Here is a 20,897-nt window from a genome sequence, read left to right as displayed (position 1 = left end):
ATCAGGTGGTCAGTCCTTCAGCCGCTTGGGCTCGCCGGGCAGCTCGAGCGGGTCGGCGGCCGGACGGTCGTCACCGGGCAGCCAACCCCCGTATACGTCGACCATCTCGCTGACCCGCTCGTCGAACGGCTCGACCACGAGCACCCAGGCGCGATCATCGGAGTCGTCCTCACCGGCAAAGCCGTCACGTGCGAGGCGGGTCGTGTAGCCCTCACTCTGCAGTGCCGTGATCAGCTCGTCCGCGTCGTCGCCGGAGTCGAAGTAGATCGCCTCCATGCCGCCGCCTGAACTTTGTCTTTCGCCCATGGTGAGATCGTATGGTCTAGCGGTCGAGCACACTGGTGACATGACCGAGACCAACTGGGCAGGCAACCTCACCTATGGCGCGTCGGCGCTGCACGAGCCGGCATCGATCGACGAGCTCTCGGCCCTCGTCGCAGCGGCTCCGGCCGTACGTGGGCTGGGCAGCCGGCACTCGTTCAACCGCATCGCCGACACGACCGGGATCCAGGTCTCTGCCGCGGGACTCCCCGCACTGGTGGAGGTCGATGCGGCCGGTCGCACCGTGACGGTGTCGGCGGGTCTGCGCTACGGCGAGCTCGTCGAGGACCTCGACCGCGCAGGCTGGGCGCTGCACAACCTCGCCTCGCTCCCCCACATCTCTGTCGCCGGGGCGATCGCGACCGGCACCCACGGCTCCGGCGACCGCAACGGCAGCCTCGCCAGCTCGGTCGCCGGACTCGAGCTGGTGACCGCCGACGGGAGCGTGTCAACCGTGCGCCGGGGTGATCCGGACTTCGACGGCATGGTCGTGTCGCTTGGCTGCCTCGGCATCGTCACGAAGGTGATGCTCGACATCGTCCCGACCTTCGACGTGCGCCAGGACGTCTATGAGGGCGTGTCGTGGGAGTCCATCGCGGACAACCTCGACGCGATCACCGCGAGCGCCTACAGCGTCAGCATGTTCACCGACTGGAGCGATGCGGGCGCAGGACAGGCGTGGCTCAAGTCGCGGGCGGATGTCACGCCCCCGGACGAGTTCTTCGGCGGTCGGCCGGCCACCCGAGCGCTGCACCCGCTGCCCGATGAATCGGCCGAGTTCACCACAGGCCAGCTCGGAGCACCCGGCAAGTGGTGGGACCGGCTGCCGCACTTCCGACTGGGCTTCACGCCGAGCAACGGTCAGGAGCTGCAGACCGAATATCTCGTGCCACGTCCGCACGCCCTCGCGGCGATCGACGCCGTTCGCACACTCGCCTCCGTCATCCGGCCGCTCCTGTTCGTCAGCGAGCTCCGTACGATCGCCGCTGACGGTCTGTGGCTCAGCCCCAGCCATGACATCGACTGCCTCGCGATCCATTTCACGTGGCGCATGCAGGTCCCGGAGGTGACGGCCCTGCTCCCCGCGCTCGACGACGCGCTCGCGCCGTTCGCGGCTCGTCCGCACTGGGGCAAGGTCTTCGAGTCGGACCACGATCGGCTGCTGGCGGCGTATCCCCGTCTGAACGACTTCCGCACGCTCGCCGACCGCCTCGACCCCGAGGGCACATTCACCAACGAGCTGACATCGCGCTGGCTGGACCGCTGACGATGTGACGCAGTCGGCTCATTTTGGCCGCGACCGCAGTCGAATCCGGTGCCAGACTAGAAATATGAACGCGTTCAACACTTTACCGGCAGAGCTCACCGGACCACGCCTCATGAGGCAGGACTGGACCCGACTCACGTTCGTCCATTGGGCCGTCGACCCCGAGCTCGTCGCCCCGCTGCTCCCGCGCGGCACCAGTCCCGACCTCCTTGACGGCGTGACCTATGTCGGGTTGATCCCGTTCGAGATGCACCGTGCCGGGTTCGGGCGAGGTCCGGCCGTGCCGTTCCTCGGTGACTTCGCCGAGACCAACGTCCGCCTCTACACCGTCGATGACATGGGCCATCACGGTGTCGTCTTCCGGTCACTCGAGACGAGTCGCCTGATGGTGACGCTGGGTGCTCGCCTGGCGTTCGCGACTCCCTACATGTGGGCGCGCATGAGCATCACGCAGGTGGGTCGGCGCATCGACTACACGAGTCGCCGCCGTTGGCCGGGTCCGCGCGATGCCGGGGGTCGAATCTCTGTGACGATTGGCGATCCGATAGCGCACCCCTCCGAGATCGAGGACTTCGTGACAGCACGATTCGGGTTGCACACCCGCTATCTCGGTCGGACGCTGTGGATCCCCAACCACCACGGCCCGTGGCCGCTGCGGCACGCGACGCTGGAGCGTCTCGACGACAGTCTCGTCGCGGCCGCGGGCATACCGGGATTGGCCGGCCGCGCCCCGGACTCGGTGCTCTACAGCGAGACCATCACCACCGAGTTCGGAGCTCCAACCGTCGTGCCCAGCTGAACCTGCCCCCCGCTGGGAGTGACGCTTTTGATGCGACACGCCCGCCGAAACCTCAAAAGCGTCACTCTCAGCGGGGGCGGGAGGTGATGGCTCGACCCTGGATCTTGCGGGTCAGGACATAGCCCCAGATGGCAGCGAACGCGAACATGAACAACGAGTAGACCGCCGCCGGAATCGAGATCTCCGTGACGTCGAGCACCTCGACCGCGATGTAGATCGCGAGAGTCGCGTTGTGCACCCCGATCTCCATCGACGACGCGACGGCCTGGCTCTCGACGACCCCGAATGCCTTGGGCACGACATAGCCGACCACGAGACTGAAGGCACAGAACACCGCTGCAGCGAGCCCGACGTCGGCGAGATAGTCACCGAGCTTGTCACGCTGATCGAGCAGGATCCCCAAGACCAGGACGGCCAAGATGACAGCCGATCCGATCCGCACGGGCTTGTCCATCCGAGCAGCGAAGTCGGGTCGCCGCGAGCGTACGAACATGCCGAGCAGCACCGGGAGCAGCACGATCGCGAACACCTCGACGACCTTGCGGAACTGCAGAGCGACGGTGTCGGCGCGATCGAAATAGGCGATGGCGAGGTTGGTGATGATCGGCAGCGTGAAGATCGCAATGATCGAGTTGATCGCCGTCAGCGTCACGTTGAGCGCCACGTCGCCGTGGAACAAGTGGCTGAACAGGTTGGCGCTCGTGCCCCCCGGGGACGCCGCGAGCAGCATCAGCCCGATGCCCAGCAGCGGCGGCAGGTCGAACAGCAGCACCAGCCCGAAGCAGATGGCGGGCAGCAGGAGCAGCTGGCACGCGAGGGCAATGAACACGGCCCGCGGGTGCTCCCGCACGCGGCGGAAGTCCGCGACGGTCAGCGACAGGCCGAGGCCGAACATGATGATCCCGAGTGCGATCGGCAGGCCGATCGTGGTGAGCGGGGAGTCCATGTCGCCAGCCTAGACGTGACTCAGGTCATGCTGGCGCGGGTCAGAGCGCGGCCACGATCGCCGGTAGACGCGAGGTGAATGCGGCGACCCGGTCACGGGTGCGCTGCGGCTCACCGACCTTGGCCAGGTTGTTGAAGCCCTCGTCGCCGCGCGCCTGGCCGGCCGCGATCCGCTCGCTCGCGGCGGTCATCCGCTCCACGACGGCGTCGAGCACAGTCATCGGCCCCCATTCGCCATATGCGTCGACCAGCAGGTTGAGGCGACGCACGACATCGGCGACCGGGATCTCGCGATAGAGCGGGATTCCGGTCCAGGCGAGAAACGCGAGATCCTCGATCGGCCGACCCGGCCCGGCCATGTCCCAGTCGATCATCGCAACGAAGTGGCCGCCCTGGATGATCCAGTTGTATGCCCCTGGGTCGTGGTGGCAGATGATCTCGTCATCAGCGAGCACGGCCTCGCCACCGCGCCACGCCCGGACACCCTCAGGGCGGAACCCGTCGACCAGGTCGTGGAAGTCCCGCAGCCACTCGGCCGCCTCGGTGAGCACGTTGTCGAGCACGACCTCCCGGTCGATCGGCACCCCGCGCCCTTCGACGTACGAGAGCACCTCGCGACCATCGTCATCGCGGCCGTGCACCTCGGGCACGCCGGGCAGGTCATGGCCGTGCAGATAGGCCAGCAGCTCGTGCACAGCCGGTGTCCATGGCCCGGTCGGGCGCCGAACAGTACGCCCGATGCGGGTCACACCGCCCACCGCGCCGGGGAGGTGTTCGGGCTCAGCGTCATCGCGTGGCACCCTTTCATCGTGGCACATTCGCACTCGCACACCTCTGTCGACTACGGCCCGCCCCGACGGGGTCTGGCGACGGTCCTCACGATCGTCGTGCTGGCGCTCGCGGCACTCGCGATCGCCGCCATGGTGGTCCTGTGGCCCGACACCAACAACGTGCCCCGCGATCAGGGCCCCTACAACGGGCAAGGCGTCAGTACGCTCAACGCCAAGGTGACCGGCGTCGACCCGTTCGACTGCAACAGCGGCGGCGAGGGGCCCGACGGCATGCCGCAGGTCAAGGGCGACTGTGCCCACATCACCGCCACGGTCGACGACGGCACCGCGACGTTCAACCTCGACGCGGCACGCTACAAGGCCGGCATCAAGCCCGGCGACGAGGTCAAGATCCTGCGCATCGCGCACAAGGGCCAGTCGGTCTTCTACGAGTTCCTGGACTTCCAGCGCGGCGTACCGCTGACCGCGCTCGCCGCGATCTTCGCAGTGCTGGTCGTCGTGGTGGCGCGCTGGCGCGGTTTCTTCGCGATGGTCGGCATCGGCGTCACGCTGCTGGCACTCACCAAGTTCGTGCTGCCGGCCTTCCTCTCCGGAGAGGACCCGCTGGCGGTGGCGATCGTCGGCTCCACCGCGATCATGATCGTCGTGCTCTATCTGGCTCATGGGGTCTCGATACGTACGACCTCGGCCCTCTTCGGCACGCTTGTCGGCATCGGGTTGACCGGTGGACTGGGGCTTGCCGCGACCGCCTGGACCAGCCTGTCCGGGATCGGCTCGGAGGACGATCAGGTCCTCGTCGCCACTGTCCCCACCCTCGACCTGTCGGGTGTCGTGGCCGCGACGATGGTGATCGCGGGTCTGGGCGTGCTCAACGACGTCACCGTGACGCAGGCCAGCGCCGTGTGGGAGATGCGAGCGCTGCAACCCGCGGCCCGCGGTGCGTCGCTGTTCGCTTCGGCGATGCGTATCGGCCGCGACCACATCGCCTCCAGCGTCTACACCCTCGTGTTCGCCTACGCCGGCTCCGCCATGACGATCCTGCTGCTCATCACGGCCTATCAGCGTGGCCTCGCCGAGGTGGCGACGAGCGAGGAGATCGGGACCGAGATCGTCCGTACGCTCGTGGGCGCGATCGGGCTCGTGCTCGCGGTGCCGATCACCACGATCTTCGCGGTGTGGCTCGCGCCGAAGGCGATCGACCAGACCCCCGCAGAGCCATCGCCCTCTCACCGGGGCAACCATGCGGGGACTGCAGGAGGCTGACCTACTCGTCGTGCAGGTCGTCGGTGGCGACGTCGTCGTCGCGGGCGGGACCGGCCTGGGCCGTGAGGTCGCCCTGCTGATCACCGGTGTCGCTGACGTCTTCCGGCTCGTCGGGAACGGGACCGGGGTTGGCCAGCTGGCCATCCTCGCCGGTGTTGTCGTTGCGTGCGTCTTGCGCGTTGGGCTCGGTGGATTCACTCATGTCCCCGACGTACCCGCTGGGCGCCGACTCAAGCCTGCGCCCCTGTGCCGTCGACACGTGGCGGCACCAAGATCCCGTTCACGATCGTGGCACGCACTGTTCACGCCCGATCCGCGGGATTTCGACAGGCCTGTCAGTCGGCGTTCCTTACGCTTGAACCACCGCTCGACCACGAGCTCTTCGAGCAGGAGGTCAGATGTCCACCACCCCGCGACGCGCTGCCTGGTCGTCGACCTACCGGGTCTCCTCGGAGTCGCGCCAGCAGCGCATCCTGCGCGCGATCCGCCGGCTGGACCATCCGGGGATCACGGCGCTCGGATTCGTCCATGACCGCGACCTCGTGGTCGTGATCGACTGTGCCTCGGCCGCGGCGGAGGTCCGGTCCCGGCGGATCGTGCTGTCGCTCGACCTGATGGCCGAGCGTCTTGAGACCACTCGGGCATCGAAAGACTCCGGCGACGATCCCCCGCTCTCGGCCCACCCGCCTGGACTCGCCATCCCCCGACGCCTGCTCAACCTCAGCCCGGCAGACCGCCTCCGCAAGCTGTAGTGACCCGACCGGAGGCTCAGCTCCGGGTGGCACTCCCGGAATATCCGTACGTCCAGGGTCGCCCGACCCGGGGCCCGGGGAGATAGCGCTGCTCGAGCGCCACGATCTCGAATCCGGCCGAGCGGACCAGGGCCGGCACGTCGCGGGAGAGGTGACAGCCACCGGCGACCAGGTGCTGGAGCGGGTCCAGCCGCCGCTGCCAACGTACGACTCCGGGCTCGGGAGCCAACCCGTGCTCGAGGAACACCAGCGTGCCACCCGGTCGCAGCACCCGATTGACCTCGCGCAGGGCCCGCTCGACGTCGGGGATCGTGCAGAGCGTGAAGGTCGACAGGACTGTATCGAACGACTCATCGGGCTCGCCGAGCGATTGACCGTCGAGGCCCGAGCGCGTGATCGGAGCTGGCGAAGCCGCGCGGCGATCGGCCGACATACGCCATGCCAGATCTGATGGCTCGACGGCTGATACCGACTCGACGGTGGTCGGGTACTTCTCGATGTTCAGGCCCGAGCCGAAACCGATCTCCAGGACCCGCCCCTCCAGCCGCGCACAGGCCAGCTGCCGCTCGTTCATGACGCCACCGGTGGACAGCGACTTGTCCACGATGTGCGGCAGCACCCGATCGGTCCACAGTCCCATGTCCCGATCGTGTCAGAGAGCGCTCCGGATGTGCTCGCCGAGGCGGGCGATCTGCTCCTCGTTGCGACGGTAGTGCGTCCACTTGCCGACGCGCGTCGCGATGACGAGACCACCTGCGGCCAGACTCGCCAGGTATTGCGACGCCGTGGACTGCGAGACATCGGCGCGGGACTGGATGTGCTTGAGGCATACGCCGACCTCTTGGGCTGGCGCGAGCTGGGGTGGGAAGGAGTCCGGGTCCTTGAGCCACCCGAGGATGCGTACGCGCGCCGGGTTCGCCAGCGCCTTGAGCGCGGCTTCGAGCTCGTCGTCAGGCAGAGCGGTCGTCATGCACTCATCCTACGTCGCATCGCGATAATCCGATCGGTCTGCTACTTTAATCGTAAGATTACGATTTGACGATTGGAGCAACGGATGTCGAAGCAACGCAAGGTCGCCCTCATCGCAGGAGCAAGGGGTGTGATCGGCGGGAATCTCCTCGACCACCTCAGCGCGACGGACGACTGGGACATCATCGGCCTGTCACGCCGAGGGGGTACCGACAGCGAGCGAGTGCGGCACATCGCCGTGGATCTGACCGACGCGGAGGAGACGCGGTCCAAGCTGGCCGGACTCGCCGATGTCACTCACATCTTCTACGCAGCCTTTCAGGACCGGCCCACGTGGGCCGAGCTCGTCCCACCCAACGTGAGCATGCTGGTCAACACGGTCACTGCGGTCGAGGCCGTCGCCCCTGGCCTCGAGCACGTCAGCCTGATGCAGGGCTACAAGGTCTATGGCGCGCACCTCGGGCCCTTCAAGACCCCGGCACGGGAGGACGATCCGCCGCACATGCCGCCGGAGTTCAACGTCGACCAGCAACAGTTCCTCGAGCAGCGGCAGACCGGCAAGTCGTGGACCTGGTCCGCGCTCCGGCCGTCGGTGGTGTGCGGCTTCGCGCTGGGCAACCCGATGAACCTCGCGGTGCTCCTGGCGACGTACGCCACGATCTCCAAGCAGCTCGGCGTGCCGCTGCGCTTCCCCGGCAAGCCCGGCGCCTGGTCGAGCCTCGTCGAGATGACCGATGCCGGGCTGCTCGCCGAGGCGACGGTCTGGGCCGCCACCACACCGGCGTGCGCCAACCAGGCGTTCAACATCAACAACGGCGACCTGTTCCGCTGGCAGGACATGTGGCCGGTGATCGCCGACTACTTCGAGCTCGCTACCGCAGCTCCCCTGCCGATGTCGCTCGACGACGTCATGGCGGACAAGGAGCCGGTCTGGGACTCGATCGTCGCGGACAACGATCTGCTGCCGACGCCGTATGCCGAGGTCTCGTCGTGGAAGTTCGGCGACTTCGTGCTCGCCTGGGACTACGACGTGATCGCCGACGGCTCCAAGGCCCGCAGGCTCGGATTCCAGTCATTCGTCGACACGCGCGAGATGTTCGTCCGCATCTTCGATGACCTGCGCAGCAGGCGCATCATCCCGTGAGTCAGGTGGGTCGGACGTCGGCGACCTCCACGCGGCCGTCGACGCTGTGGCTGCGGACGGGTACGGCCTCGTCGGTGGAATTGGCGAATACGAGAACAGCGTGCGCATGGCCTACGTACGCGGGCCCGAGGGGATCACCGTTTCCCGGTTCGAGCAGATCGGATGACCCGCGTCACTCCGCCGCCTTGTCAGCGCGCCCATTGTGGCGCTGAGTCTTAGTGGCCACAGCCGGTCTGCTCAGGCGGGTCGAAATACCGCTTGTTCAGGGTCCGCGTTTGACCATCGAGAGCGCCGACGTCAACCCCAGAATATCGGGTCGCCGCTGTCCTCGATCCAGTCGAGCAGCACCTGGACATTCTTGTTGGGGCGCTTGCGCTCGTACTCGTGGAACTTCAGGTTGCGATCGCGCCAGTAGATCGCCCACTGCCCTGTGCTCTTGGTGTAGCGCAAACGGGCGATCGGGAAGCGAGTGTGATCGCCCACACCGTCCCAAGGTGGCCTGACCTCCACGATGTCCACGTACCTGTCGGCGACATCCGCCTCGACCTTGAGCTCGTCCCACAAGTTCTCGGGTACGCGTTCACGCGCCCAGCGGCGAATGCGGTGCAGATCTGTCTCGGGAAGTGTCATGACGGCCTCTTGGAGTAGCGATCGAACATCACGGGGTCACACCTCGTGCCACGGCAGCATCAAAGAGTGCGCGGGCGACCTGCTCGGCTTGGTCCGCAGCGGCAGCCCCCACGGGTTTGGCTTGATAGCGATCCCGGTTGCGCGCCCGCCGCAGACGGTCGAACAGTTGTGCCGCCTTGTCGGCAGGAGGCTTGTCGATCACGGTGCGCAAGTAGCGGCCGAGCGCCTCGTGCTGTCCGGGTCCATTGGTGGTGCGAAACCCGTAGGCGGCCAACAGCGCCTCGCCGATGTCGTGGGAGGCGTCGTAGGCGATGCCGTAGCGGACGGCTGCGCTGGTGAGCAGCGGCAGTTGCCTGATTCGCTCGTCAGCCTGCTGCATGAACGAGGACGCCCGAGACTCGTCGACGGGCGCGACGTCGAGACGGCGGGCCTCCACCAGCGCAACCAGAACCGCCTTCTGGACGTTGCTCAGCTGAGTCAGTGCCACGGCAACTCCCCGATGACCGGGACGACCGGGCCAGAACGCACACTGCCGAGGAATCCAGAACGCTCGGCGAGCTCGTCGGCCGTCAGGATGGTCGGGTTGACCGGTCGGTGCACGGCCGATTCCACGTGGGCGCAGGCCTCGTAGACCTCATTGATATCAGGCGTTCCGATCACCATCACGTCGATGTCATTGGGTGTCGGTCCTTCGATGCCGAGGAGTCGGGCCGCGAACGATCCGTAGAGAAATGCAGAGCGGATGCCAGCGATGCGCCCAAGCTCCCCGCTCAAAAGCGCGGCAGGACCGGCGCTGATGACCAGGATCTCGCGCAGCGGTCTCGTGAGGGGACTGTCCTGATTGGCTCGGATCAGCCGCGTACGACCAACGAGACGCTCGGTCAGAATCCCGGCCTCGAGCAACCGGGCCACCTCCCTGTGCACAGTCGGGTAAGCCAGATCGGCGCGACGCGCCAGGTCCGTCACGCTCAGCTCGTCATCACCCAGCAGCAGAGATGCCAACAGACGTGCCTGACCGTCCGACCGGAAGATCGGCGCAAGCAGAGGAGACGCTGTTCTCATATAACTGAGGTTATCCTCCGTTATACGGATAGTCAACACCACGCACCACCGTCGATGTTGATACGATCATTTGAGTATCCACTTCCTATATCAACAGGGGAATCCCGTGCCTCGAGGATGACTGTCTCGGGCCACCGTCCACGCGCGCCTCGATGCTGTCATCGATGAGCTACGCCGTCTCGGCGGACTTCCATCACCCGAGGAGTCGGACTTCGTGTGGCGGGACATCTGGCACCTGGAAGCGCACCACTCCACCGCGCTCGAGGGCAACACCCTGGTGATCCGCGAGGTCGAAGCGCTGCTCGAGCATGGTCGGGCTGTGGGCGCCAAGCCTCTCAAGGAAAGGCCACCCATGGCTGTACCGAAACGCAAGATGTCCCGAAGCAACACCAGGCACCGACGCTCGTCCTGGAAGGCCGCACCCACCCAACTCGTCCCTATCACCGTCGGCGGCGTCGAGTACCGGGTCCCTCGCCGCCTCGTGCGCGCGGTGCACGCCGGACTCGTCGACCCCACCACTGGAAGGCCAACCCCATGAAGGTCCACAACTCCCTGCGCTCGCTCAAGAACAAGCCCGGCGCACAGATCGTCCGCCGCCACGGTCGCACGTTCGTGATAAACAAGCAGAATCCGCGGTTTAAGGGCCGCCAGGGCTGACGGTTGCACGCCAAGTAGACCCGGGGTTCGGGCCCAAAGCGACTGGACCTTCCTTGTCGCCGCGGCACATGCCAGCTGTGTTGCCGCCGATTGTCTACTGAACCAACGGAGACCTCCACACCTTCGAGCCACGAGATCAGCGCCTGCCCGATTTCAACGAGTCTAAGAGCCCGCTCACTGCTGCAGCTCCTAAAAGCCACGTCTACACGGGACGGATCGACCCACCTCGAGGCGCGTCAATCTGGGATGCAGCGGTCGCCCTCCGGCGACGTCTCGGCTCCTATGGGGCAGGCGATTCGAACCGTCTCGCAACCCTAGAGATACGAGGCGAACGCAGCCTGGCTGATCCTGGCCGTCATCGCGTTCAACCTCACCCGCGCCAGCGGCACCATCTGTGGCAGCCAGCACGCACGAGCCACCACCGCCACGATCCGCAGAAGGCTCATCAGCGTCGCCGCACGGACCGCGTCATCGGCCCGAAAACTACGGCTCCACCTCCCCGAAACCTGGCCCTGGGAGACCGCCTGGACAGCGCTCTTCGAACGAGTTCTGGGACCGCCGGCCACTGCTCCTTCATGACCACCCAGCCGTCGCCGGCCCAACCAGCACCACCCGGACAACACTGACAACCGAGGTCAGACGAACAGCCACGCCCACGACACGTCAATCAGCAATCGACACTGCCGGATCCGAATCCGCCAGCCCGCCGGTGGATCGAGGCTAAGCACCGCTACTCTCCCGCAGGACGCTCGGTTAAATTGGAGGCATGACTACTGATCTGTCTGCGGTTGTCCTGGTGTGCTCGCTGAAAAAATCTCCCGCCGCCTCAAGCTCGGAGAAGTTGGGTCGCGAGGTCCTCGAGGAGCTGAAGGGTCACGGCGTCGCAGGAGGTGACGTGATCCGCGTCGTCGACCACGACGTGCGTTTTGGCGTGAGCGCCGACGAGGGTGACGGAGACGCCTGGCCTGGCATCCGGGAGAAGGTTCTCGCTGCTGACGTGCTCGTGCTGGCCACACCGATCTGGATGGGTCTGCCGTCCGCGGTGTGCAAGATGGTGCTCGAGCGGCTCGACAACGAGATCGCCGAGACCGACGACGAGGGGCGCCCCATCTTGTTCGGCAAGGTCGCTGTCGTGGCAGTCGTGGGCAACGAGGACGGCGCCCACAACACGGGTGCGGAGTTGTTCGGGACCCTGAGCGCCATCGGCTACACAATCCCCGCCGAGGGCAAGACCTACTGGGTCGGTGAGGCGATGCAGGGTACCGACTACAACGACCTGGACCCTGCGCCGGAAAAGACAGTCGGCACGACCAAGACTGCCGCACGCAACGCGGCGCACCTGGCGGGGATGCTGAAGTCCACGAACTACCCCGCGAGCTGAAATTTCGGCCGAGGTCCGGGCTGATCACCTGCGGCTGCGTTCACGTCGATGCACTTCAGGGTGGCATGCAGCTCTCGTTCCGTAGCGAGCGGCAGCGGCTGGAGAGCCCGGGTGACTCCCTTCTGCGCCAGCAGTCTCTCGGTGCAACAGTCGTTCAGCACCTATGCGGAGTCGACAAGATGTCACTGGGCGCTTTCGTGTGGTTCAACGGGAGCGACAACCCAGAGCGGTTGCGCCCTACGGTCCCACCCGCAAGGCTAGAGGTATGGCCTCCCCCGTCACCGACTTCACCGGCCTAAGGGCGACCTTCCTGAACTGCACGCTCAAGAAGAGTCCGGCACTGAGCCACACCGAGGGCCTCATCGACGCGAGCGCGAACCTGATGCGAAAACACGGCGTCGACGTAGACGTGATCCGGCCGATCGACCACGACATCGCGATCGGGGTCTACCCGGATATGAAGGAGCAGGGCTGGGAGAAGGACGCTTGGCCCGACCTCTACCCCGGGATCCTGGACAGTGACATCCTGGTTATCGGCGGCCCGATCTGGCTCGGCGACAACTCCAGCGTCACCAAGATCATTATCGAGCGGCTCTACGCGCTCTCGAGCATGCTCAACGACGAGGGTCAGTCGATCTTCTACGGCCGCGTCGCTGGCTGCCTGATCACCGGCAACGAGGACGGCATCAAGCACTGCGCGATGAACATCCTCTACAGCCTCGGCCATGTTGGGTACACCATCCCGCCCCAAGCCGACGCCGGCTGGATCGGCGAGGCGGGCCCCGGGCCGTCGTACCTCGACGAAGGCAGCGGTGGCCCCGAGAACGACTTCACCAACCGCAACACCACCTTCATGACCTGGAACCTCATGCACATGGCGCAGGCGCTTAGGGCATCTGGTGGCATCCCGGCGTACGGCAATGTTCGTCCCGCGTGGAGTGACGGCGAGCGGTTCGACTGGGAGAACCCCGAGTACCGCTCCTGACCCTGGTTTGACCCTGAGTCGGCGTTAGCTCTCTTGTCCGGCGAGCAGGGAAACGCCGTAGGGCCCCAAACCTGCCGGTGGCCCCGGGTCAGCACAGGGATGGCAAGGTGAAGATATGACAACTGTCGCCGAACTGCTCATCGAGTCACTCGCCGAACATGGTATCCGTCAAGTCTGGGGCGTCGTGGGAGATGCGCTCAACCCCGTCACTGACGCGATCCGACGCGAGGACCGCATCGAGTGGGTCGGGGTGCGCCACGAGGAGGCCGCGGCTTTCGCTGCCTCCGCCCAGTCGCAGCTGACCGACGATCTCGCCGTCTGCGCGGGCACGGTCGGGCCCGGAGCGATCCACCTGCTCAACGGACTCTACGACGCCAAGAAGTCCCACACGCCGGTGCTGGCGATCTGCGGGCAGGTGCCGCGCGAGGAGATGGGCTCGGACTTCTTCCAGGAGGTCGACAACGACGTGCTCTTCGCCGACGTGTCGGTCTTCTGCCAGACCGTGAACAGCGTGGACCAGCTGCCCGGCATCCTCGAGCAGGCCGTCAATGCTGCTCTCTCCGAGCGCGGGGTCGCCGTGCTGACTCTCCCCGGGGACGTCGGCGGACTCGACCTGCCAAAGCACACCCCGGTCCCACGGTTCCTGGAGGCCCAGCCGGTGTTGGCGCCCGACCCGGACGCGGTGCGAGCAGCAGCCGATGCCATCAACGCTGCCGATTCGGTGACGTTCCTCGTCGGTCTCGGAGCACGCCACGCCCGGGCGGAGGTGCTCCAGGCCGCAGAGCGTCTCGCGGCCCCGATGGTGCTCACGCTCAAGGCGAAGGAGGGCTTCGACGACGACAATCCCTACGAGATCGGCCAGTCAGGCCTGATCGGCAACCCGTCGACGGCTCTCGCGTTCGCCTCGTGCGATGTGTTGGTGCTCATCGGCACCGACTTCCCTTACCCGGAGTTCCTGCCGACCGGCAAGACCGTGGTGCAGCTCGACGTCCGCGGTGCCCACGTCGGACGGCGCACGCCGGTCGACCACGCGGTGGTGGGCGACGCTCGCCTCGGGCTCGGTGCGCTGCTGCCGTTGCTGCACGAGAAGCTCGATCGAGGCCACCTCGACCACGCCCGCAAGGCCTACGAGCTGTGGGGAAGCGGCCAGGCCCACTTCACCGACCCCGACTACGACCACAAGAAGGTGGGGCTGCTGCGACGCAAGGTGGACAACCCCGATGCGCTGATCCGCCCCGAGCTGCTTGCCGCTGCCATCGAGCGGCACGCGGGCTCTGACACCGTCTTCACCAGTGACACCGGGATGTCGGCCGTCTGGTTGAGCCGCTTCGTGCGGATGAGTGGCGGTCGGCGACTCCTCGGGTCCTACAACCTCGGTTCGATGGCCAACGCGATGCCGATGGCCCTGGGTGCCCAGGCCCTCGACCGCGACCGCCAGGTCATCGCCTTCTGTGGCGACGGTGGCCTCTCGATGCTGATGGGCGACCTGATCACCGCCGTGTCCCAGGACCTGCCGGTGAAGATCGTGGTCTTCGACAACGGCCGGCTCGGCATGGTCAAGCTCGAGATGGAGCAGGTGGGGCTGCCGGAGTTCGGCACCGTGCTGCACAACCCCGACTTCGCCAAGGTCGCGGAGGCCATCGGGATGCGAGGGATCCGGGTGAGCGATCCGCACGAGGTCGACGGCGCGGTCGCCGAGGCGTTGGCCCACCCGGGCCCGGTCCTGCTCGACGTACTGACCAATCCGGACGAGATCGCCCTCCCGCCGAAGCCGACCCTGGAGCAGGGCTGGGGGTTCGCGATCGCCAAGATGAAGGAGTTCGCGGTCTCGCCCGAGTAGGGCCAGCTGCGGGAGCCAGGCGGTCCGCGGTCTCGGCTTTGCTTCCGACGTGACCGAGCGTGGGAGATCGAGGACAACCGGCACGCTGCGATGCGTGCCTGCCTGCGACCTGGAAGACCTACGCGCCTGCTCCTGCGCCGAAGCCCGGCTATACCGATCCTGCGATCATCCGGAACTTCTGCATCATCGCCCACATCGACCACGGCAAGTCGACCCTGGCCGACCGTATGCTGCAGCTGACCGGGGTCGTCGACGGGCGCGCCGCCCGGGCGCAGTACCTCGACCGGATGGACATCGAGCGCGAGCGCGGCATCACGATCAAGAGCCAGGCCGTCCGGATACCCTGGACGGTCCCGGACGGCAACCGCATGCGGTGACGGCACAGCGCCCTGGTTCATCACGGCCTCAGGTCGTCGTCGTCACCAGATGGGGATTCCGCACCGGCACGCTTCGTGTTGACCATCGGCAAACGGAACTTGTTGATGGACGTCGCCAGGCCATGTTCGGGTTTCGCCCGAAGCTCTCGAGCGCCCATGCTCATCGCCGGATGGCGCGCAACGACTCGGCGGTGACGAGGAGCGAGGCCCCGAGGAGCACACTGTCCTTGATCAAGAATTGTCCCACCATCGAGAGCTTGGGCGCGCCGTGGCCCTCTTGCCATACTTCCGGGGTTGTGAGGAGAAAGCTCATCGTGGTGGCGAACATTGCGACTGCTCCGATTCCGCCGAGCGCGGATGCTCGCGGAGCGAGGGGCTTCGCAGCGATCAGGGAACCCAACGCGATCTCAGTGATCCCCACGATCTTTGCCAGCTCAGTCTCGTTCAGCTTTTTCAGGACTGGGGCAAACAGTGGACTCGAGGAGACCAGGGGTTGGATGTTCTCCACCTCGTAGTCTTCAAACTTCAGTATGCCGATCCACACGAGGTTCATCACCAGTGCGGAGCGCACGGTGGAGGTTCCGATCGAGGTAAGAGCGTGGGCGGTGCCGTTTCGTGTTGTCATGTTTGTGTCCTTTCTATAGTGCCCCCTGTGACTGTGACAGGACGGCGAAGTGATCTATGTCGCGACCGGCTTATTGGCCGCGAGGGGCCGAGATTGCGTCATCGTTGCTGCAAACCCTCACTCAAAGTGTGCGCTGTTGTTGGTGTCGAGACCACCGGCTGGACCCATGAGATCCAATCCGGGGCAGGGTCCTGGCGAGCAACGCTCGCGGTGGGAGCCCTGACGGATGTGTCGAGATGGCGAGAGCCTCAATTACCCATAGGCCCGCAGGCCGGTATGTCGCGACTTGGTTTGCTGGGCGGGTGCGGGCGGGCCGCGGGCGGCCGTGACGTCGCCACCGCACCACCACACGTTGTCGCGCGGCTTGCCGCAGCTCTACGGAACGCCGCCGTTTCGGTCATCTCCACCCGGAGATGACCAGGGGCTGAACCGGGGCCTCCGACTGCGCGCGGATGGGGCAGTCCAGTGTCATCCCAGGCGGGGGCGATCCCCGTGACCTACGCGCCCGCAGGCGGGTCGAGGACCCCTGCCAGGGACCAGTGATGCCCGAGCCGCCCGAGGATCGTCTCGCCGAACTCGTGGCCACCATTCAACTGGGGACAGACTTCGGGCTGGGTCAGTCGATGGAGCACGTCGTCCAACAGACCTTCAACGCGCTTCCGCTCGGGTGAGCTCCTCTGGCTTGACCAGGAGGAGCGCACTGTCCTCTACTACTCCGACTTGCTCGCGCGGGTGGTCAGCCCGGCATCCACAAGCTTGGTGACGAGCATCGAGACGTCGCTGCGCGTGACTCCGGACCGGTCGCCAAACGTCTGCTGTGACGCTGGGCTCGTCCCGCACGGCTCTGGGCAGTTGGAACTGTGCTGGGTTGAGCTGTTCGTTGCGCAGCACTGCAGCGGCATCCTGGGGGTGCGATGCACAATGTCTGCGAGCTGACCAAATACCTCCGCGGACCGCTCGGCGCGCTGCGGGGGCGGGGTCAACGTCGCTGCAGCAGTCTCACTCGCGACCTGGCAGCGAGCAGGCGGCACGTCGACGTATGGAAGAAGTCTGGCAAGTCGTTCGAGGCGCCGTGTCGTTCACGATCGGCCCTCTGGGGTTAAGGGCGCTCGACTGACGTGGCTTCCACTGTGCGTCTATCTGGGCGAAATGACTCACCGTTCATCCGAAAGGCCGTCGGCGTCTTCATCAGGCGAGTGGTCTGCGTGGAGTAGCGCGAGTTCGTTGGTCCCGATCTGCAATCAGACCGTTCGTCATCCTGGGGTCTCCTCCTCGCTGGATACCGCTCGACTCGACTCGAGCCCGCTAGCCTTGACCAACCATGAGCGCTCCCGACGACACCCCTCCCTCCAATCTGCTCGAAGCGTTGCGCGAGTTCGTCGAGGAGCGTGACTGGGCTCAGTTCCATTCCCCCGAAAATCTCGCAAAGAGCATCTCGATCGAGTCCGCCGAGCTCCTCGAGTGCTTCCAGTGGAACAGCGACTTCGACGCCGAACGTGTCGCGGGCGAGCTCGCCGACGTTCTGACCTATTGCCACCTCTTGGCGGACCAGCTCGGGGTGGACCCGGCCCAGATCGTCCTCGACAAGCTGGCCGTTACGCGAGCGAAGTATCCCGTCGACAAGGCCTACGGTCGAAGCGACAAGTATGACGAGCTTTAGAGTCGACCAGGTCCCGTTCAGGGCCGCCGCCCTCGCCGAGTGGGCCAAGAACGACCCGAGGAGTGCCAACTGGCCGATCGTCTACACGATCGACGGCGGCAGGCGCGTGTATGTCGGTGAGTCGATCCACGCCGTCACGCGGATGCACCAACACTTGGCACGACCGGAGCGGGACCATCTCGACACCGTTCGCGTCGTCATCGACCCGACGTTCAACAAGTCCGTGTGCCTCGATCTCGAGTCGTTCCTGATCGCCCTGTTCGCCGGAGACGGCAAGTTCCAGGTCGACAACGCCAACGCAGGCCTCACCGGCTCCAACTACTACGACCGCGACCTCTACCGCGAGCAGTTCCGGTCCATCTTTGATCACCTGCGGGCCGATGGGATGTTCGACGGCTCCATCACGGAGATCGAGAACAGCGACCTCTTCAAGCTCTCCCCGTTCAAGACGCTCAACTACGACCAGCGCGTCGCAGTCTTGCGGATCCTGGAGCAGCTGCTCGACGACCTTCGAAGCAAGAAGCCAAGCACCGCGGTGATCCAGGGCCATCCCGGGACCGGCAAGACCATCGTCGGCATCTACCTCATGAAGCTGCTCAGCGACATCCGTCGCGCCGTTCCGCTCGACGGCTCCGACTCAGACGCGGTCTTCTCGGGCTTCTTCACCCCCGAAAACGCCGACCTGCTCAAGGACTTCCGCATGGGCCTGGTCATCCCCCAGCAGTCACTGCGCGAGACCGTCAGGAGAGTGTTCCGGAAGACCTCGGGTCTGGGCAAGGACATGGTTCTCTCGCCAGCCCAAGTCGGCAACAGCGCAACCGACTTCGACTTGCTGATCGTCGACGAGGCGCACCGACTGCAACAGATCTCAGCCACGATGGCCCTCAGGTCGTTCCGACAGATCAACACCAAGCTCTTCGGCCACGAGAACAGCGGCAATCAGCTCGACTGGATTCGCGCCAAGAGTCCCCATCAGATCTTCCTACTGGATCCCGAGCAGAGCATCCGGCCCGGATCTGACCTACCAGCGCAGGTTGTCCACGCACTCGAGCAGGAGGCCGCGGGGTCCGGCAGGTCCTACGCATTGACGTCGCAAATGCGCGTCAAGGCTGGCGAAGACTACGTCGGCTACGTGCGAGGCATGCTCTCGCCGAACCCGCTTCCGCCTGTCTCGTTCGCCGAATACGACTTCAAGCTCTTCGATGACTTCTCCGAGATGCGCAAAGCAGTCGTCGCGCGCGACAACGAGACTGGCCTCTCGCGTTTGCTCGCGGGCTATGCATGGGAATGGGTGAGCAAGAACGACGCCTCGCTGTTCGACATCGAGATCGGCGGCGAGAGGCTCCAGTGGAACCGTGCCGAGAGGGACTGGGTCAGCTCGTCCACCTCGATCGACGAGGTGGGTTCGATCCACACCATCCAAGGCTACGACCTTAACTACGCCGGCGTCATCATCGGGCCTGACCTCAGGTACGACGGCAAGAATGGCCACCTCTACTTCGTCAAAGACTCGTACTTCGACAAGAAGGGCAAGCAGAACAACAAGATGCTCGGCGTCACGTACAGCGACGATGACCTCCTGACGTACGTCGCCAACATCTACCGAGTCCTCCTAACACGAGGGATCCGCGGAACGTACGTCTACGTGTGCGACCCCGAGCTGCGCGAATATCTCGCGGACTTCATTCCACCAGCGGACAATTCGATTACCGCACCGCGGTCAGGTTCTACCGTGCCCGACATCGTCCATCCGCAAGACGCCCCACCTGCTGATGGGGACACCTTCCTCATCGAACTAGGGGAACCAGTTGCCCAGGATCGCCCGCCGATCAAGTCCGAGCAGACTGATCACAACCGCGGCTAGGCCGGCCTTGGCCGGCCTCGTGCACCCCGACGGTCGTCTTGACGGAAGTTCGCCAAGGCGCGCCGTTCCTCGCGGCGCTCGAACTCTCTGCGGGCCGACGCTCCCGGGTGCCGGGAGCGACCGGAACATCCACGACGGATTCGACTTCGGCAGGGGCGGCGTGGGTGGCGTAGCGCACCGTCTTGCTGGCGCGCTCGTAGATGGCGTCGGCCTTGGGCGGCAGCACGACACACTCGACATACGCCAGCGAAGTACAAGCGCATCCGCCTGCCTACAGGTGCCCCAAATGGCCGCGTGGAACCGTCGGAGAACACCCTCGCGAACAGCACTAAAGACGCCTCTAAAGGACACCTCGCAACCACATCGCGCTGAATCTTTTGTGGACTATTACGGACTGCCGGCCCTCGCAAGCCTCTGACCTGCGCAAACGCGCCGATTCAGACGTTGAAGCGGAACTCCACCACGTCGCCGTCGGCCATGACGTAGTCCTTGCCCTCCATGCGCACCTTGCCCGCAGACTTGGCGGCAGCCATCGTGCCGGCCTCGACCAGGTCGTCGAACGACACGATCTCGGCCTTGATGAAGCCGCGCTCGAAGTCGGTGTGGATGACGCCGGCGGCCTGCGGCGCGGTCGCGCCCTTGGCGATCGTCCAGGCGCGCGACTCCTTGGGCCCCGCAGTCAGGTATGTCTGAAGGCCGAGGGTGTCGAACCCGACGCGAGCCAGCGCATCGAGGCCGGGCTCGTCGACGCCCATGTCGGCGAGCATCTCGGCGCGCATGGTCTCGGCCTCCTCGTCGTCACCGAGCTCAACGAGCTCGGCCTCGGACTTGGCGTCAAGGAAGATCGCCTCGGCCGGCGCGACGATCTCGCGCATACGGGACTTGAGGTCCTCGTCCTGCAGCTCATCGGTGTCGCAGTTGAAGACGAACAGCTGGCGCTTGGCACTGAGCAGGTGCAGATCCCGGAGCGCGTCGAGATCGAGGCCGGCGTGGAAGGCGCCCTTGCCGCTCTCGAGCACTGACTGCGCTTCCTTGGCCGCTTCGTACGCCGGCACGAGCGACTTGTCCTTGCGCGACTCCTTGTCGAGGCGGGGCAGCGCATTCTCGAGGGTCTGCAGGTCCGCGAGGATCAGCTCGGTCGAGATCGTCTCGATGTCGTCGGACGGCGAGACCTTGCCGTCGACGTGCGTCACGTCCTCGTCGCGGAAGACGCGGGTCACCTGACAGATCGCGTCGGACTCGCGGATGTGCGACAAGAACTTGTTGCCGAGTCCCTCGCCCTCCGAGGCGCCGCGCACGATGCCGGCAATGTCGACGAACTGCACCGTCGCGGGGAGCTGCTTCTCCGAGCCGAAGATCTCGGCGAGCGCGCCGAGGCGGGAGTCGGGCACGCCGACCACGCCCACATTGGGCTCGATCGTGGCGAACGGATAGTTCGCCGCGAGGACGTCGTTCTTGGTCAGTGCGTTGAAGAGGGTCGACTTGCCCGCGTTGGGGAGTCCGACGATGCCGATGCTGAGAGCCACGATCGACAAGCCTACGGGTTCAGTGGCGGACGTCATCAC

The 20,897-nt window shown here is 65.7% G+C and carries 25 protein-coding genes and 2 pseudogenes; 16 read left to right on the top strand and 11 right to left on the bottom strand.

The annotated features are described in order from the left end of the window. Positions 1–9 precede the first annotated feature (9 nt). Positions 10–306 (bottom strand): hypothetical protein, encoded by a 297-nt coding sequence (locus WKF39_RS04025; RefSeq protein ID WP_340385942.1) that lies wholly within the window; start codon positions 304–306, stop codon positions 10–12. A gap of 40 nt (positions 307–346) precedes the next feature. Here WKF39_RS04025 and WKF39_RS04020 point away from each other — a divergent pair, with 40 nt between their 5' ends. Both WKF39_RS04020 and WKF39_RS04015 read left to right on the top strand, forming a co-directional pair. Continuing rightward, entirely contained in the window at positions 347–1,588 is a 1,242-nt protein-coding gene (locus WKF39_RS04020; RefSeq protein WP_340385941.1) for an FAD-binding protein, read from the top strand. A gap of 64 nt (positions 1,589–1,652) precedes the next feature. After that, positions 1,653–2,387, top strand: coding sequence for a DUF2071 domain-containing protein (locus WKF39_RS04015; RefSeq protein ID WP_340385940.1), 735 nt, complete (start codon positions 1,653–1,655; stop codon positions 2,385–2,387). Positions 2,388–2,454: 67 nt separating this feature from the next. Here WKF39_RS04015 and WKF39_RS04010 read toward each other — a convergent pair whose 3' ends face one another. Together WKF39_RS04010 and WKF39_RS04005 are read right to left on the bottom strand one after the other, a co-directional pair. After that, positions 2,455–3,333 (bottom strand): bile acid:sodium symporter family protein, encoded by an 879-nt coding sequence (locus WKF39_RS04010; protein ID WP_340385939.1) that lies wholly within the window; start codon positions 3,331–3,333, stop codon positions 2,455–2,457. 40 nt (positions 3,334–3,373) lie between these two features. Continuing rightward, entirely contained in the window at positions 3,374–4,132 is a 759-nt protein-coding gene (locus WKF39_RS04005) for a phosphotransferase (protein WP_340385938.1), read from the bottom strand. Between the two features lie 9 nt (positions 4,133–4,141). On the opposite strand from WKF39_RS04005, the gene WKF39_RS04000 reads away from it, so the two are divergent. After that, entirely contained in the window at positions 4,142–5,386 is a 1,245-nt protein-coding gene (locus tag WKF39_RS04000) for a YibE/F family protein (protein ID WP_340385937.1), read from the top strand. 1 nt (position 5,387) lies between these two features. Here the strand turns inward: WKF39_RS04000 and WKF39_RS03995 are convergent, their stop codons facing one another. Continuing rightward, the gene (locus tag WKF39_RS03995) at positions 5,388–5,588 is read right to left on the bottom strand and encodes a hypothetical protein (RefSeq protein WP_340385936.1); all 201 of its coding nucleotides are present in this window, start codon (positions 5,586–5,588) and stop codon (positions 5,388–5,390) included. 196 nt (positions 5,589–5,784) lie between these two features. Here WKF39_RS03995 and WKF39_RS03990 point away from each other — a divergent pair, with 196 nt between their 5' ends. Beyond that, a complete protein-coding gene (locus tag WKF39_RS03990) occupies positions 5,785–6,138 on the top strand; it encodes a hypothetical protein (RefSeq protein ID WP_340385935.1) in 354 nt (117 codons plus the stop codon). A 16-nt stretch (positions 6,139–6,154) separates the two neighbouring features. Here WKF39_RS03990 and WKF39_RS03985 read toward each other — a convergent pair whose 3' ends face one another. Both WKF39_RS03985 and WKF39_RS03980 read right to left on the bottom strand, forming a co-directional pair. Beyond that, the gene (locus WKF39_RS03985) at positions 6,155–6,778 is read right to left on the bottom strand and encodes a class I SAM-dependent methyltransferase (RefSeq protein ID WP_340385934.1); all 624 of its coding nucleotides are present in this window, start codon (positions 6,776–6,778) and stop codon (positions 6,155–6,157) included. A 12-nt stretch (positions 6,779–6,790) separates the two neighbouring features. Then, positions 6,791–7,108, bottom strand: coding sequence for a helix-turn-helix transcriptional regulator (locus WKF39_RS03980; protein ID WP_340385933.1), 318 nt, complete (start codon positions 7,106–7,108; stop codon positions 6,791–6,793). A gap of 84 nt (positions 7,109–7,192) precedes the next feature. Here WKF39_RS03980 and WKF39_RS03975 point away from each other — a divergent pair, with 84 nt between their 5' ends. Together WKF39_RS03975 and WKF39_RS03970 are read left to right on the top strand one after the other, a co-directional pair. Next, positions 7,193–8,251 carry an SDR family oxidoreductase gene (locus WKF39_RS03975; RefSeq protein WP_340385932.1) on the top strand — a complete coding sequence of 353 codons (1,059 nt, stop codon included), beginning with the start codon at positions 7,193–7,195 and terminating at the stop codon, positions 8,249–8,251. Further along, positions 8,220–8,417: a hypothetical protein gene (locus tag WKF39_RS03970; protein ID WP_340385931.1), complete on the top strand. Its 198-nt coding sequence runs from the start codon at positions 8,220–8,222 to the stop codon at positions 8,415–8,417. The genes WKF39_RS03975 and WKF39_RS03970 overlap by 32 nt, the downstream gene beginning before the upstream one ends. A 131-nt stretch (positions 8,418–8,548) precedes the next feature. Here WKF39_RS03970 and WKF39_RS03965 read toward each other — a convergent pair whose 3' ends face one another. From WKF39_RS03965 to WKF39_RS03955, 3 genes are read right to left on the bottom strand one after another with little or no spacing between them, the layout of a single operon-like run. After that, the gene (locus WKF39_RS03965; protein ID WP_340385930.1) at positions 8,549–8,881 is read right to left on the bottom strand and encodes a DUF3024 domain-containing protein; all 333 of its coding nucleotides are present in this window, start codon (positions 8,879–8,881) and stop codon (positions 8,549–8,551) included. Positions 8,882–8,909: 28 nt separating this feature from the next. Beyond that, positions 8,910–9,368 (bottom strand): hypothetical protein, encoded by a 459-nt coding sequence (locus WKF39_RS03960; RefSeq protein WP_340385929.1) that lies wholly within the window; start codon positions 9,366–9,368, stop codon positions 8,910–8,912. Further along, positions 9,359–9,943, bottom strand: coding sequence for a winged helix-turn-helix domain-containing protein (locus WKF39_RS03955; protein WP_340385928.1), 585 nt, complete (start codon positions 9,941–9,943; stop codon positions 9,359–9,361). The genes WKF39_RS03960 and WKF39_RS03955 overlap by 10 nt, the downstream gene beginning before the upstream one ends. Before the next feature lie 352 nt (positions 9,944–10,295). Here WKF39_RS03955 and rpmF point away from each other — a divergent pair, with 352 nt between their 5' ends. The 7 genes and pseudogenes from rpmF to WKF39_RS03920 all read left to right on the top strand — a co-directional run. After that, positions 10,296–10,481, top strand: a complete 186-nt coding sequence (gene rpmF, locus WKF39_RS03950) for a 50S ribosomal protein L32 (RefSeq protein WP_340386077.1) — start codon at positions 10,296–10,298, stop codon at positions 10,479–10,481. Continuing rightward, positions 10,478–10,600: a type B 50S ribosomal protein L36 gene (gene ykgO, locus WKF39_RS03945; RefSeq protein ID WP_340385927.1), complete on the top strand. Its 123-nt coding sequence runs from the start codon at positions 10,478–10,480 to the stop codon at positions 10,598–10,600. The genes rpmF and ykgO overlap by 4 nt, the downstream gene beginning before the upstream one ends. Before the next feature lie 318 nt (positions 10,601–10,918). After that, a pseudogene (locus WKF39_RS03940) lies at positions 10,919–11,179 on the top strand (transposase); the annotation flags it as partial. Between the two features lie 187 nt (positions 11,180–11,366). Then, on the top strand, positions 11,367–11,981 hold the full coding sequence (locus tag WKF39_RS03935) for an NAD(P)H-dependent oxidoreductase (protein WP_340385926.1): 615 nt from the start codon (positions 11,367–11,369) through the stop codon (positions 11,979–11,981). Between the two features lie 265 nt (positions 11,982–12,246). Then, complete coding sequence (locus tag WKF39_RS03930) at positions 12,247–12,966, top strand: flavodoxin family protein (protein ID WP_340385925.1); 720 nt, start codon at positions 12,247–12,249, stop codon at positions 12,964–12,966. A 115-nt stretch (positions 12,967–13,081) separates the two neighbouring features. Beyond that, complete coding sequence (locus WKF39_RS03925) at positions 13,082–14,806, top strand: thiamine pyrophosphate-dependent enzyme (RefSeq protein ID WP_340385924.1); 1,725 nt, start codon at positions 13,082–13,084, stop codon at positions 14,804–14,806. Between the two features lie 98 nt (positions 14,807–14,904). Further along, positions 14,905–15,168, top strand: a pseudogene (locus tag WKF39_RS03920) (GTP-binding protein); the annotation flags it as partial. 175 nt (positions 15,169–15,343) lie between these two features. Here WKF39_RS03920 and WKF39_RS03915 read toward each other — a convergent pair. Then, positions 15,344–15,808 carry a DUF417 family protein gene (locus tag WKF39_RS03915; protein WP_340385923.1) on the bottom strand — a complete coding sequence of 155 codons (465 nt, stop codon included), beginning with the start codon at positions 15,806–15,808 and terminating at the stop codon, positions 15,344–15,346. A gap of 542 nt (positions 15,809–16,350) precedes the next feature. Between WKF39_RS03915 and WKF39_RS03910 the strand changes: the two genes are divergently transcribed. The 3 genes from WKF39_RS03910 to WKF39_RS03900 all read left to right on the top strand — a co-directional run bounded on the left by WKF39_RS03910 (position 16,351) and on the right by WKF39_RS03900 (position 19,332). Continuing rightward, on the top strand, positions 16,351–16,479 hold the full coding sequence (locus WKF39_RS03910; RefSeq protein WP_340385922.1) for a hypothetical protein: 129 nt from the start codon (positions 16,351–16,353) through the stop codon (positions 16,477–16,479). A 650-nt stretch (positions 16,480–17,129) separates the two neighbouring features. After that, the gene (locus WKF39_RS03905; RefSeq protein ID WP_340385921.1) at positions 17,130–17,468 is read left to right on the top strand and encodes a nucleotide pyrophosphohydrolase; all 339 of its coding nucleotides are present in this window, start codon (positions 17,130–17,132) and stop codon (positions 17,466–17,468) included. Then, on the top strand, positions 17,455–19,332 hold the full coding sequence (locus tag WKF39_RS03900) for a DNA/RNA helicase domain-containing protein (protein WP_340385920.1): 1,878 nt from the start codon (positions 17,455–17,457) through the stop codon (positions 19,330–19,332). Before WKF39_RS03905 ends, WKF39_RS03900 begins: the two co-directional genes overlap by 14 nt. A gap of 437 nt (positions 19,333–19,769) precedes the next feature. On the opposite strand, the gene ychF is transcribed toward WKF39_RS03900, so the two are convergent. Then, positions 19,770–20,858 carry a redox-regulated ATPase YchF gene (gene ychF, locus WKF39_RS03895; RefSeq protein ID WP_340385919.1) on the bottom strand — a complete coding sequence of 363 codons (1,089 nt, stop codon included), beginning with the start codon at positions 20,856–20,858 and terminating at the stop codon, positions 19,770–19,772. Positions 20,859–20,897: the final 39 nt, after the last annotated feature.

The sequence above is a fragment of the Aeromicrobium sp. genome (assembly GCF_037719875.1).
Lineage (GTDB): Bacteria > Actinomycetota > Actinomycetes > Propionibacteriales > Nocardioidaceae > Aeromicrobium.
This window is presented reverse-complemented; position numbering and strand designations above follow the sequence as displayed.